Here is a 13,942-nt window from a genome sequence, read left to right as displayed (position 1 = left end):
GCTGCCTTTTTTATTACGTCCACTATATCGATTTTAATTTTTTCATAACGATATATCAATCATAGATTACGTGAGCGAAATTTTTTAAATAATTATTTATAGATCGTCTTCTTCTGGCGCATCTAACACAGCATCTTCAGATATCATTTCAGTTGTCTGTAACTCTTGGTCTTGTAAGGCTTCTGCTGGCGCTTTTATTTCAGTAGTCATTGGCTGTTGACCGTTTGGTGCTTTTGTCTCAGTAGTCATTGGTTGCTGACCAAGATTGTTATTAACGCGTGCGCGTGAAATAGTTTGGGTTTCGCTAATTGCAAACGGGCTTAATTTTTCTGTTTTAGAGGCATTCATATCAGTGTCGCTACCTGTAATATCCGCTTTAGCTTCAACATTCATCTCAGCCGTGTCAGCTTGTTTTTTGACAGGTTTAGTATTAGCTGGAGCCGCCATTGCCAATGTTGGAATAGTAAGTGCCGCGCCGATAAGTAGTGATAAAGATAGAGTATGATTTTTCATTAATTTGTTCCTCAGTTTATAATCTTCTAATGTCAGATAGAATAGTCGTAAATATAACTTTAAGTAAATGCTATTTAATAAAAGGTATATTTATTTAGTATTTTGTATCTATATATTTAAAATATCTAACATATAATTAATAGGAAAAATAAAATCATGATAACCAATAAGCGACTATCATGATTAATTTGTATAAAAATTCTGTTTAATGATGTTAGTTAGCAAAAAACATCATTTATAAATACGTTATAAACACTGAGCGCAATAATAACAATATTAATACTAATGATTCAGTAGTACATCCATGAAAAATCTAACAGACTCGTGCTAATAAGTGATATCGTGCAATTACTGTAGTGTTATTGTTAGGTAAAAACCGCACCTTGTTACCAAGATACGGTTATTTTAATACTGCTGATTAATAGCCCTAAAAATGCTATTTAAAACCTGAAATTAGCTATCGATTACTTCAAAGCTAAGACCAGCATATTTTTCTAAACGGGTAAGTAACTTGTCACCCATCGCCGAGGCAGGTGTCCAAAAACCACCACCTATTTCATCTTTACTGATATCTTGCGCTAAGCACAGTGCAGCTTGCGACAACATACGTGAGGTGCTGCCATAGCCTGGGTCTTTATCGCCCGTTACTTTGGTCACAATGCTTTCTTGATTAGCAGTTTGCCCAAAGAGGCGAATGTCAAAAAAGCCATTTTCTTGCTCTTCTTTGGAAGGCCCTGAGCCTGATTTAGGTAATACGTGTTTGGACAATAACTCGCGGCTTGGGGTAATCATCATGGCAGTGGCGAAACCAAGCAAGCCTGCACTTAGTGCATAGCTTGTCAATTTGCCTTTTATACCATCTTTCATCCACATTGCCTCATCATACTTAAACTCGCGACCATATTCATAACCAAGCAACTGGTTGCTGCGATGCACAATACGCGTATTGATACTTGCCATCACAAACGGCGCCAGCCAGCGCTGATGTTCGCTATCGTATTCAGGTTTGCTGACATTGCTCTGACGCACGTTTGGCGCATCTTTATCATCGTTCAGTAAATAGGGGTTTGCCACCTGCTTACGGCGAGATTTATCTTGACTAACTTCTTCAAAGATAGTCGCCATCGATGCAATCGTACCGCCTGATAATCCGCCTTTTGCCGCTTTGACACGCATATGAATCACGTCACAAGCACTATCAAACTTCGCTTCGGCTTGCTTTTGGGTAAAATAAACGCCTAAATCTGATGGAATAGAGTCAAAGCCACAAGAGTTGACGATACGGGCGCCACTTTGTTTTGCCCCCTCTTGATACTTATCCATCATATCTTTGATAAATATTGCTTCACCGGTGAGATCAACATAATCTGTGCCATTGTCGACACACGATTTGATAAGCAATTCGCCGTATTTTAGATAAGGTCCAACAGTTGAGATGATAACTTGCGTTTGCTTAGTCATTGCGTCAAGGCTAGCCGCATCATCGCTATTAGCAATGATGATATCTACTTTGCTTACAAGGTTAGACTGCAATTCGTTGAGCTTCTCTTGGTCACGACCGGCTATCGCCCAAGTGACAGTAGTATCGCTAGCATCTTTATTAGCAGATAGAAATTCTGCTAGATAATGAGCAGTGATTTTCCCTACAAAGCTAGTAGCACCATATAAAACCACCGCATAAGGTCGTTTGTCGCTATTGGATTTTTTGTTATCAGTTGATGAGATACTGTTTTTTGATATGTCCGTATTCATGATTCTTTCCTTATGGGTGTACTTTATAAAATGATGGTTATAAAATTTTTATCGGTGTGGTTAATGAATATTAAAAAACAGTGTGATAGATGTTTTTTATAAACGATAAGCCATTTTTTCTTAAATTATCTTCTCATAGAGCTCGTATAAGCTAATATAATCTTTACCCTTTCCACACATAAGTACTGTAAAACTAAGAAAATCACCTCAAATGGTAAGACTCACTACAAAGTTTACATAACCTATCGACATTATTACCAAAATGAACCTTTTATATTGGAAATCATTGCTACTCTATATTCCTAAGCGCTGCCTAAGTACTGAAAGCAGTATTAAAAATAAAAAGTAAAATAGTAGATGAGTAGGATTATTAGAGTAAGTAGCAACTAGCGGTTAATTGGCTTGTTGACGTCTACTGTAGCATCCTTATTATCTAACTTTTCAATCGTTATTTTAGGAGAATTATTATGTTTCGTTGGGCTATTATTTTTGCCGTAATCGCATTGTTAGCAAGTTTCTTAGGATTTGGTGGTGTTGCTGGCTTGTCTGCAAACTTTGCCTATATCCTGTTAGCATTAGCGGTGATTCTATTCATCGTAGCGTTTGTTAGCCGCCGTATGTAATAGAAAAGTATACCTGTCCTATAAAGACATTAGCCAGTTAGAAAACTGGCGAGTAAAAAAGACCTCAGATAATATCTGAGGTCTTTTTTTATGGCTATTTGATTACTGCGTTGGATTTACCTGCTGAGTCATGTGAAATACACACGACTTTTAATATTAAAAGCGTTTTGGTTGCAGGATATGTTCCATACGTTTTGCCAAACGAACATCATGGCTCGTAATACCGCCCGTATCACCAGTGGTTAGGCGAACTTCAACCACATTATAGGTATTACTCCATTCAGGATGATGCTCTAACGCTTCAGCATGAAAAGCTGCTTGATTCATAAAGCTCATGGCTTCAACAAAATCGCCAAAGTGGTAAGTTTTTACGATAGCGTTACCATCGCGCTGCCAGCCTGGCAATTCTTCTAACTGCAAATCGACTTGTTGATTAGATAAACTACTCATGGTGATATCCTTTATTATTATGGTGGATGGAGAAGTTAATGTTAGCAATAAAGTATTAACAATAAATAGTGTGGCGATTAAGATGAGTTTCAGACGTCTTTCTTGCAGTAATAATCGCTTAAACTATAAACAAACTGGGACAAAAAACCCACCTATTACGGATATCTTATTATATATTTGGCTACAAATAGACAATCAAGAATATCAAAAAAATAGGAGGGGAGTAAGGCGTAATTATTTAGACTATATATCTCCAGTATAATAATTGATAGTGGAAACTATCATCACTATGTATAGCTGGAAACGTTCATAAACTCGTTGGACTATAGCAGATCTTGATAGTCAGGATGTTTATCAATATAGGAAGATACAAAAGAGCACTGAGGTACGACTTTTTTGTCGTTTTCACGAGCATAGTTTAGTGCTTGCTTGACTAATGCTGAACCCACACCGCGACCGCCTAGCTCTTGTGGCACGATAGTATGATCATACACCAACTTATCGTCCCGCTCTTTATAGCTTATATAGCCTATATGCCCGTCAATGGAAGTCTCAAAACGCTTTGCTGCTTCATTATGGACGATTTCTATGTCTTTTTTGGTATTGTCGTTACTCATAAAAGCTCCCTGTTATTAGACTTTATAGTTATTTATATTCATTTAGATTAGTACTAATTTTTCTTAAAGTTTATTCTTAATCATGCATTTTAGTCTTTGCATTGTGAGGCTTTTTACTCCAAGTTTCTAGTCCTTTACCGTAAGAGTAGATAGGGCAAATGTTAACATTTTTAACGAGCTTCTATTTTAAAAATTCTGTTCAAGCTTAAATACTCTGCTAGTCTCGTTAATAAAAAATTAGGCATAAAACATAGCTTGGCGCACAACTTGAGGAAGAAATCTTCTAAAGCCACGTTTAGCTTGTGCATCATTTATTGCTGCTTGAGAACTGTCTTCTGAAACAGAATTACTATTAGAAGTAGACTTGGCAATGCTTCTATTATTATTTGATAACGATTGTGTATAAGCGTGCCATTCGTCGCTACTTGGTTTACTAAAATGCCGAATGCGTCCGAGTACTTGCATAAACTGCTGACCAAAGTGCCCCGTATTATAGGCTAGATTGTACTTAGCGCAGATGGCTTGTACAGCTGGTGCAATCTTCGCATAGTGTCTAGCAGGCATATCGGGAAAAATATGGTGCTCAATCTGATGCGATAAATTGCCAGTCAACATATGAAACCATTTATTACCTTGGATATTGCTGGAGCCTAGAATTTGGCGCACGTACCAGTCGCCTTTGCTCTCATTGGCATCAAGATGGGTATACATATGCGCCTGCTCAGTAAAATGACCACAAAATATCACCGCCCATGTCCATAGATTACGCGCGATATTGGCAGTGATGTTACCGCTTAGAGTCGTCATAGCACTACCACGACCGAATGCTAGAGCTGCCACCGCAGGGAAAGCAATATAATCTTTACCTACTTGTCTAGCGATTTTGCCAAATAGCGCGCGCGATTTTGACTGCATTATTTCATTGATTTGCTTTGAATCTGCATATTCGTCAACACTAATTTGAATATCATGGAAGGCTACGGCCCACTCAAAGCCTAACGCCAATATCATCGTCTTAAATAAATTATAGCGATCGCTTGGCGTCCAAGGTTGCTCATCAGTCACGCGAATCAAATGGTAGCCGACGTCATGGTCACGACCGACGATATTGGTAAAAGTATGATGTAAGTAATTATGAGAATGCTGCCATAGCGGTGCAGGGCAAACGATATCCCAATCGAATTTTTGGCTATTAAGATGCGGATGCTGCATCCAGTCATACTGACCATGCATGACGTTATGACCAAGCTCCATATTGTTTAAGATTTTACTAAAGCTCAGCAAGGATGTGCCAAGTAACCAAACGCCAAGTTTGCTTCGTTTTGATGATAATCGTCCAGCGACTGCCAGTAACGTACGTGAAATGACCTCGCTATAAACTACTGTCCCATAAACACGCTGAATATAACGCGCATCATCGCTGCCTAATGATTCCATCACGCTTTGATACAGTGCATTTAATTCATCAGCCAAGGCTTCCGTCTGCGATTTTGGTAGTGGCGCAGCCGTTAACGTCGGGTATCGCGTGGTTTTGAATGGTGCATCGGTTAATACGGTTAGCATAGGCACCGCAGATTTAGCTTTAAATAGTGGGGGTAACAAGCGCATAGATCATCCTTATCCGAAAATGCTTTAATAAGTCGTAATCGCAATATTCGGTTTAATCATTGATGTCAGTTTTAAGACAAAATACGAATAAATTCTCTTTGGTTGTATAGTCAATGCTAAATAAAAGAAATACAAAAATTATAACGTGCTACTGGCATCAATTCTTCTTGCTTGCTGTGCCTACGCAGACAGAGGTTGCGAACGATCAATACCAGTAGCACTGTATTATTCTAAAAGTGGAGCCACTATAACCAGATTATAAATATTCATGGAAGGCTATTTTAGCCTTGATAACTCTGCTAAATATCCAATACGACATCGGTTATTGGTACATTAATGCAGGTCTGGATAGATTCATAGCTGTCACCACTTATCTTACCAGTTTGAATGTTTTTCACTCTACCGCTGATTTTATTACAGCGGCACAGCTGACAGATACCTTGCCTACAGCCCGTGGTTCAAACGAATACCAGCGTTCTCCGCACCCAATAATAAAGTCGTAATGCTGTTATATTGTCGTTGCCGCCCACGTAAATAAATAGTTTTTACGTCGCTAGTAATTGCTTCTTCGTTTAATTTATCTATAGCAGAAAAAATATAATCGAAGCTTTCTAGCGCACTAAAACTTTCTATCATAATGTTGTCACGTAGCTGCTTACCGTGTGGTAAATCAATCTCATCGCAAGCGCCATATAAAGCTGCTAATAATGCTGGCGAACCACAAGCAAATATCTGTGTATCCATCAGTGGTAACTTTAATGCTATTAAAGTGTCTACACTTAAATGTCGCGAGCCTGCCAGATAAGTATTGGAGTCTTCAGTATGAATAAGATGATAAGTAAATGCTGGATATTTAACAGCTAACTGCTGCCATTGATACTGCAATGGCGATTTATAGAAAGTGGTACGACTATAATGTAGCAGCGTTACTTGATGCCCGTTTTGCAGTCCCTGCGTAATCAGACCTAGCATAGGCGTAATGCCACTGCCGCTAGCGATAAATAATAGTGGTGTTGGTACTGATAAAGAAGTAAGGTGTAATGTTTCGCTTATTTGACTTGTTTGCTTTGCTAACACTGTATGAGCTAGAGTAAATTCACCACTGGGTAAACTGCTATCAAATATAGTACCCAGTGCTGCACGTTTACTTAAGTAATCTGAAACCAGACCTTGAGGCTTGATAGCAATAGTTATCGTCGAGGTAATAGCTTGCGATTTGAGTTTCTCATTAAGCCTATCATTACTTTTCTCATTATTATCGTCATACCACCATAATTGCTGCTGCGATAAACCAACCAATGAATAGTGACGTTGATGATAAATACCATCGATAAGTACGCTTAAATTAATATGCTGTCCGCCATGCCAGCCTTCATACGAACTATGATCTGAGCGATAACTTGAACCAAAAACTCGCTGTTTAAAGGCAATATTAGGCTCAAATTGCAGAGCTATCAAGTCATCACTGAGTGTGCGGCGTGCTATAAGCCGCAGCTTGGGCACGGTTAATGACCAAAATGGATGCAGGCGCGTACTGATAAAATCAACAAACGCACGTTGGATAAGTTTAGGGCGATAGCCAGTCGTCATAGAACACCTTTTTTATAAAGCTGCTATTTATAAAATTATTTTATTAAGATTACCTAACATAGTAACTGCTATTGATTAATTTTGCGAAAGCTTTAAGGCTCTTTTTTGTGGCTTTTATAAAACAGTAATGAATCAGAAAGGTACGGCAGTAAGCTGAATAGTAATTTTAATAGAAGCTTTTAGGTAAAATGCTCGCAGCTTTGCGTTAAAAAGTATGAAACAAGCGGTAAAACAGCCAGTTAGCTTGCAGGGGCTTCATCACAATGCGATAATGATAGTCAATGAATACCCCTGATTTTGAGGTACAGTGTGCTTGGCAGTATTGCTAAGTCTGCTTATTTGCCTCTTTTATGCAGTCTATCGGAGTGTTAATGGCTCAATATATTTACACGATGAACAACGTGTCAAAACTTGTTCCACCTAAGCGTGAAATCTTAAAAAATATTAATTTATCGTTTTTCCCCGGTGCCAAAATTGGTGTTTTGGGTATCAATGGTTCAGGTAAATCAACTTTGCTACGCATCATGGCGGGCGTGGATACCGAGTTTAGCGGTGAAGCTCGTGCGCAAACGGGTACCAAAATTGGTTATCTGCCGCAGGAACCACAGCTGGATGACAGCAAAGACGTACGTGGTAACGTCGAAGACGGTATGCGTGAAGCGCTAGATGCGCTTGCTCGTTTAGATGCTATTTATGCCGAATATGCTGAGCCTGATGCTGACTTTGATAAGCTTGCTGAAGAACAAGGCAAGATGGAAGACATCATTCAAGCATGGGACGCTCATAATTTAAATACCCAACTTGAAAAAGCTGCTGATGCCTTGCGTCTGCCACCATGGGATGCCGATGTTAGTAAACTCTCAGGTGGTGAAAAACGCCGTGTAGCACTATGTCGCCTGCTATTGTCACGCCCAGATATGCTACTACTTGACGAACCGACCAACCATTTGGACGCTGAGTCCGTAGCATGGTTAGAGCAGTTCTTGCAGAATTATAGCGGTACCATCGTTGCCATTACCCATGACCGTTATTTCTTAGATAACGTTGCTCAGTGGATTTTGGAGCTTGACCGTGGTCATGGCTATCCGTATGAAGGCAACTATACTGAGTGGCTCGAGCAAAAAAACACTCGTTTAGAGCAGCAGAATAAGCAAGAAGAATCGTTTGCTAAAGCGCTGAAAAAAGAGCTGGATTGGATTCGTAAGAACCAAAAAGGTCAGCAGGCGAAATCTAAATCTCGTGTACAGCGTTTTGAAGAGTTGAACTCAACGGAGTTCCAAAAACGTAACGAGACCTCTGAGATTTATATTCCACCGGGTCCTCGTTTGGGTAATAAAGTCATCGAAGTGAATGATATTGCAAAATCATTTGGTGACCGTTTGCTATATGAAAACCTTAGCTTTAACGTCCCAGCTGGTGCTATTGTTGGTATTATTGGACCAAATGGTGCGGGTAAAACTACGCTATTTAACATGATTACCGAACGCGATACGCCAGATACTGGTTCAGTCGATTTGGGTGAAAGCGTCAAAGTTGCTTATGTCGGTCAGGTACGTGATAACTTAGATGATAGCAAAACGGTTTGGGAAGAAATCTCTGACGGTCTTGATATCATTACTGTTGGCGACTACACCACGCCAAGCCGTGCATATATCGGTCGCTTTAACTTTAAAGGCTCAGACCAACAGAAGCACGTTGGTCAATTGTCTGGTGGTGAGCGTAACCGCTTGCAATTAGCAAAGACGCTTAAACAGGGCGCCAACGTCTTGCTGCTTGATGAACCCTCAAACGATTTGGATATCGAAACCTTACGTGCGCTAGAAGATGCGATTCAAGTCTTCCCAGGTACCGTTATGGTTGTCTCGCATGATCGCTGGTTCCTTGATCGTATCGCCACCCATATCTTGGCATTTGAAGATGAAGGCCCAGTTTGGTTCGATGGTAACTATTCTGAGTTTGAAACCTATCGCAAAAAGACGATGGGTGATGATGCCAATCCTAAGCGTATGAAGTATAAGAAAATTTCTACCTAGGATTGCTGTCTAAAAGTTTGCACAATAAAAAAGACCTCTAATGATTTAGAGGTCTTTTTTATGCGTCGTTAAATAGTTAAAAAATTAACGTTTACGCCCAAATTTACGCTGCTTTTTATTGCTTATCTCAGTAATAGCATGAGCAATCTCTTCTTCATTAAGACTGGCAACTTGCTGCAAAATTTGCATCATTTCAGGTCTCAGCACGTATTTAGCGTGATGGGCAATATCATTGATACGTTGATCAAAAGTTAAGATACCGGTTTCTGCTTCTTTTTGCAGATAATCTAAACGAGTCAATGCACCAAGGAAACTGGTAAATAGCGCGCGGTCAAAGAAATCAGGAATATCATCAGCATAGAGTACTGATAAACGCTGACCAAGCAAGTGACATAAATCAACCACTTCATTTTCAGTTAAGTTGCCTGAGCCTTGCTGAGCAAGTAGGGCAAGGGTCATAAAGTAACGTTCAAGACTTTGCTCAACAGGTGTGGCAAGCACTTGCAGCTGTTGGTAGCATTCACTATTGGCTTCAGGGACGCTCAGCATGCCATCGCCCAATTCTGTAATCAGTCCATGAGCGATAAGAATATCAATTTTTTTGTTAAGCGTATCCGCTAAGCCGTGCGCAGGATAATATAAAAACAGCTCACTTTGTAAGAATGGATAGAGCTGTTTGGCAATATTATCCAAACGGCTACGTTCGATACGACCGTTACGTGCGACCAATGCCGATAAGAAGGACAACAGAATAAACACATGCAAGATATTATTACGGAAATAACTCAGTAGTGCCGCTTGCTTGCCTGCAATCTGAATGATATCACCCAAGATATGAGGGATGCGCTCAATCAGCTTTAGCTTAATGCCGTAATCAATGATTTGCTGCGGTGACATGTCGGTGATCACAGTATCACTCGAATATGGTAGCTGCTGAGCAAGACCTTGATAAAGGGCGATTTGCTCGCGGCAAATAGCTTCATCTAGCGCCGATTTCGGTGCAGATAGTAGCACCAGTGACAGTAAGGATACCGGCGTAACTACCGCCGCTTTATTGATATGTTGCATGACTTTGACGCCGATATTATCGACCATGGCACTGGCTTTACTATCGAGTGGTGTATCAGTACGATCAGCAGGTAAGCTGTTTTCTGGTACATCAAATTTGGTCATAAAATCAGTTAAATGCAGTGGTGTACCAAAGCTTAAATGTACATTGCCAAAAATACGCTCAATCTTACGACCGACTTTCAACAACCCAATTAAAGATTCAGACTCTTTCGGCTTGCCTTTTAGCTCGCCTATATAGGTACCGCCTTCCATGATACGCTCGTAACCGATATAGGTCGGGATAAAGACTACAGGTTTATTGCTTTGGCGCAATTGGCTGTGTACCGTCATGGCAAGCATACCCATTTTCGGTGGCAGCAACCGTCCTGAACGCGAACGCCCACCTTCAATGAAATATTCAATCGGAGTGTTACGCGTAATAAGAGTATGCATATATTCACGCAAGACAGCGGTATAAAGCGCATTACCACGGAAGCTGCGACGAATATAAAAGGCAACGGCACCGCGTAATAATGGGCCTAATACAGGCACATCTAAGTTGTCACCGGCAGCGACATAAGGAATACTCAAGCCGCGTTTGTAGATGACATAAGACAGTAGAAGGTAGTCGACATGACTGCGATGGCAGGGCACATAAATGAGTTCATAATCTGCCGCAAGCTCACGCACTCGCTCAAAATGATGCACCTCCACACCGTCATATAGCTGCGTCCACAACCAAGTTAAAAACTTATAAAAACCGCGAACGATAGAGTGTGAGTAATCGTTAACCATTTCATTGGCATAGCCTTTGGCGAGCATACGGGCTTCGCGAGCACTGGTGCCTGTCGCAGCAGCTTCAGCCTCTATCGCATGTTTGATAGCTGGCGAATAAACCAGTTTATCTACCAAATTGCGTCTGTCTGATAAGTCAGGGCCTAGCATACTGGCACGCTGCTTATCTAAGTAAATATTGAGCTGTTGTTGCAATGAACGCACAAGTTCACGATTGCCATCAGCCGACGCGACCATAGTATAGCTTGGCGCTATATCGATTGTGCTTTTAGGCGTGCTATCTATAGCAGTGTTGTCATCTACATGAATGTTAGTAGAATCAAAGATAGCGAAATTTAAATCAGCAGCATCTTCATCATCACCTTTAAGGCTATCATTAATTAAGGCACGCAAGTCTTGCGGTGGATGAAATTGTACAAAGGTATCGCGACCCATGACACCGATATTAAATAACTGTTTAGTGATACTAGGGTCTTCCCAGTTATCAGCGGTCAGTAACTTAAATAAGGAGTCTTCTTTTTCTGGAGCGCGTCCCCAAAGGATTGATACCGGTACCAGACGTATTTTTAGTTCCGGATACTGTAGAACTGCAGATACCAAACGCGATAGACGCGGAGATAGCTGATTGTCTTTGGCGTGTGGGTGGTGCAAAAATATAATGGCAGCGTTTTCTTTGATATTATGAGCACTGTCATTTACTCCAACCAATGCGGGCGGCAGCTTGTGCTCTTGCGTTTGCAAATCAATCAAAATACTGTTGGAGCGCGAGTAATCTTGCAGCACATAAAATCTTAGTGTCTTATCATCATGATCAAATTCAGGCAACTCGCCTAACAGTTTTGGCTTGACCGCAACATCAAGCATCTGCCCCGACAGCTTGCGATATAGCTGATTAATCGGCGCATTGGTATAGGGCTTTGCTGCAATCGGGCTGCCAGCCGTTTCTGCTACTGCTGACTGTTCAGCTACTGGAGCGTTATCGCTAACGACTGGCGCTTTAAAAATCCGTTTTTTTAAGAACTTTGGTATCATAATCAGTATCAAAATTAGTCAAATATATTGCCCTTATAATGCCATAAAAGCGATTAAAGCGATATATCGTGTCTGTATATACTACTAATATTAATACTATTTGGTTAACATATCGTGAGGTAAATACCCGTTAAGGTGCGCAATGATTTGAAAATGAAAGTGTTTAGCGTAATAATAGTTTTGCAGAAGATACGATGAATTGTAGGCCTACTCACTCCATCATTCATGTTACTTAATTAAGTTAAAATATTATGACTCCAGCTATCAATCTTGCTAAAAAATGCGCTCTTGATTATAAATTGCACGAATATACTCACGACAGTAATGCTGCTTCTTTTGGTTTGGAAGCAGCCGAAAAATTGAGTGTTGATGTGAGCCAAGTTTTTAAAACTTTGGTGATATTGACCGAATCTGGAACGCTAGCGGTCGCTATTCTGCCAGTGCATAAAACGTTAAACTTTAAAAAGATGGCAAAAGCACTGGGCTGCAAAAAAGTACAGATGGCAGATCCTAAGCAAGTCGAACGTACTACCGGCTATGTGCTTGGAGGCGTCAGTCCATTGGGACAAAAGAGGCGCTTAACCACTATCATAGATAGTTCAGCTTTCGTACAAGCGACTATTTACGTCAGTGGCGGACGCCGTGGTTTAGAGATTGAATTGCCAGCCACACAATTAGCGACGACGCTTGCTGCTAAGTTTGAAGATATTGTAGACGATTAAAAATTATTGATTGTTAGCAAATTTTAGCCTCGTACAAACGTTTTTTTCACTACGCATTGATATTTTATAAGGATATAGTCATGCCACACTTAACCATCCAAGTGACCCCAAATGTTAGTATTGCCCATGAAGAGTCATTGCTTCATGCGTTAAATAAAGCGCTGTGGGACAGTGGGCACTTTGGTAAACCGACTGATATTAAAGCGCGACTGTTACCAGTCACAAAGTTTTTGGTTGGTATTGAAGACGATGAACAAGTGAATGGCTTTATTTATGCCCATCTAAAAATAATGAGCGGTCGTGATATGGTCATCCGTAATCAGCTCGCTGAGTTACTGGTTGCAACAATCGAAGAGACAATAGGAGCAGAGCAATTTGGGCGAGCAGCGTTACAAATATGCGTTGAGGTTGAAGAGATCAGTGCTGTTTATCATAAAAAAATGCTGAATGAATAAACGATAATCTGTCTTGTATTGCTTATAAATATTCACACAAAGATTCGCTAGCAGACTTAGGTAAAACCACAACTTCCACAGTATAACCGGCCGTTTTACCTTGGGTCACCATAAGGTTGCGCGCAACGCGTAATCGATATTCTCCCGTTGCTGGCAAGCAGCCTTGATAAATAATACCGCCTTTGGTGCCATCTTGCGTTCCATTAGGCATCTGCAGCACGCCGACATTGGCAGTTTCAGCTGTCCCAGCTAAGGGCGCAATATTAATCACAATATATTGCCAACTGCTGGCATTAAATTTATACCAGTGCTCGTTTTGTTTTGGGCTTAATTTGCCTGTAATTGTCTTACTAATCTGACCTTGCGCAAAACGGATAGGAGTGTCGCTATTTTTAGCAACCGCACTATTTGTAGCAAAGATCATCAATGCGCTACTAAGCAATAATGTTTGTATGCCTTGTGAGGTTAATAAAGCAGTTTTATTATTAATGGACAACATAGTCGCCTCCTGATGATATTGTTTATTTATAGTTGATTCATCTTAAGACCGATACAGTGCTGCTGGTATAAATTTTTTGCACCCTCTGTCAGGACTGCCAACAGCAAGCCAGAAAAATTCATAGTAGTAGCAAGTCGCTATTAGCGTATCGGCTGTATTTTGAGCTGAATGTACTATTTGCTAGCCTGTAATTTTATTAGCTA

General features: G+C 40.4%; 12 protein-coding genes. 4 read left to right on the top strand and 8 right to left on the bottom strand.

Features of this window, described 5'->3' with window-relative positions; all coding sequences use genetic code 11:
- Positions 1-96: 96 nt before the first annotated feature.
- Together ACMHKH_RS04690 and ACMHKH_RS04685 are read right to left on the bottom strand one after the other, a co-directional pair.
- Complete coding sequence (locus ACMHKH_RS04690; RefSeq protein WP_413519506.1) at positions 97-513, bottom strand: hypothetical protein; 417 nt, start codon at positions 511-513, stop codon at positions 97-99.
- A 453-nt stretch (positions 514-966) separates the two neighbouring features.
- On the bottom strand, positions 967-2,265 hold the full coding sequence (locus ACMHKH_RS04685) for a saccharopine dehydrogenase family protein (RefSeq protein ID WP_413519505.1): 1,299 nt from the start codon (positions 2,263-2,265) through the stop codon (positions 967-969).
- A 467-nt stretch (positions 2,266-2,732) separates the two neighbouring features.
- Between ACMHKH_RS04685 and ACMHKH_RS04680 the strand changes: the two genes are divergently transcribed.
- Positions 2,733-2,888 (top strand): DUF1328 domain-containing protein, encoded by a 156-nt coding sequence (locus ACMHKH_RS04680; RefSeq protein ID WP_011512513.1) that lies wholly within the window; start codon positions 2,733-2,735, stop codon positions 2,886-2,888.
- A gap of 156 nt (positions 2,889-3,044) precedes the next feature.
- On the opposite strand, the gene ACMHKH_RS04675 is transcribed toward ACMHKH_RS04680, so the two are convergent.
- The 4 genes from ACMHKH_RS04675 to ACMHKH_RS04660 all read right to left on the bottom strand — a co-directional run bounded on the left by ACMHKH_RS04675 (position 3,045) and on the right by ACMHKH_RS04660 (position 7,153).
- Positions 3,045-3,338, bottom strand: a complete 294-nt coding sequence (locus tag ACMHKH_RS04675) for a 4a-hydroxytetrahydrobiopterin dehydratase (protein ID WP_413519504.1) — start codon at positions 3,336-3,338, stop codon at positions 3,045-3,047.
- A 323-nt stretch (positions 3,339-3,661) separates the two neighbouring features.
- Entirely contained in the window at positions 3,662-3,955 is a 294-nt protein-coding gene (locus ACMHKH_RS04670; RefSeq protein ID WP_413519503.1) for a GNAT family N-acetyltransferase, read from the bottom strand.
- Between the two features lie 237 nt (positions 3,956-4,192).
- The gene (locus ACMHKH_RS04665; protein WP_413519502.1) at positions 4,193-5,563 is read right to left on the bottom strand and encodes a fatty acid desaturase family protein; all 1,371 of its coding nucleotides are present in this window, start codon (positions 5,561-5,563) and stop codon (positions 4,193-4,195) included.
- 444 nt (positions 5,564-6,007) lie between these two features.
- Positions 6,008-7,153 carry a hypothetical protein gene (locus ACMHKH_RS04660; RefSeq protein ID WP_413519501.1) on the bottom strand — a complete coding sequence of 382 codons (1,146 nt, stop codon included), beginning with the start codon at positions 7,151-7,153 and terminating at the stop codon, positions 6,008-6,010.
- Positions 7,154-7,524: 371 nt separating this feature from the next.
- Between ACMHKH_RS04660 and ettA the strand changes: the two genes are divergently transcribed.
- Positions 7,525-9,186: an energy-dependent translational throttle protein EttA gene (gene ettA, locus ACMHKH_RS04655; protein WP_413519500.1), complete on the top strand. Its 1,662-nt coding sequence runs from the start codon at positions 7,525-7,527 to the stop codon at positions 9,184-9,186.
- Positions 9,187-9,270: 84 nt separating this feature from the next.
- Here the strand turns inward: ettA and plsB are convergent, their stop codons facing one another.
- Positions 9,271-12,063, bottom strand: coding sequence for a glycerol-3-phosphate 1-O-acyltransferase PlsB (gene plsB / locus ACMHKH_RS04650; protein ID WP_413519499.1), 2,793 nt, complete (start codon positions 12,061-12,063; stop codon positions 9,271-9,273).
- A gap of 251 nt (positions 12,064-12,314) precedes the next feature.
- Between plsB and ybaK the strand changes: the two genes are divergently transcribed.
- Complete coding sequence (gene ybaK / locus ACMHKH_RS04645; RefSeq protein WP_413519498.1) at positions 12,315-12,785, top strand: Cys-tRNA(Pro) deacylase; 471 nt, start codon at positions 12,315-12,317, stop codon at positions 12,783-12,785.
- Positions 12,786-12,865: 80 nt separating this feature from the next.
- The gene (locus ACMHKH_RS04640; protein WP_413519497.1) at positions 12,866-13,240 is read left to right on the top strand and encodes a 5-carboxymethyl-2-hydroxymuconate Delta-isomerase; all 375 of its coding nucleotides are present in this window, start codon (positions 12,866-12,868) and stop codon (positions 13,238-13,240) included.
- Positions 13,241-13,262: 22 nt separating this feature from the next.
- Here the strand turns inward: ACMHKH_RS04640 and ACMHKH_RS04635 are convergent, their stop codons facing one another.
- Positions 13,263-13,739, bottom strand: coding sequence for a hypothetical protein (locus ACMHKH_RS04635; protein ID WP_413519496.1), 477 nt, complete (start codon positions 13,737-13,739; stop codon positions 13,263-13,265).
- Positions 13,740-13,942 lie beyond the last annotated feature (203 nt).

It is taken from the genome of Psychrobacter glacincola, from assembly GCF_965118485.1.
GTDB lineage: Bacteria > Pseudomonadota > Gammaproteobacteria > Pseudomonadales > Moraxellaceae > Psychrobacter > Psychrobacter glacincola_D.
Note: the sequence above shows the minus strand (reverse complement) of the source record. Positions and strands in the feature narration are given on the sequence as shown.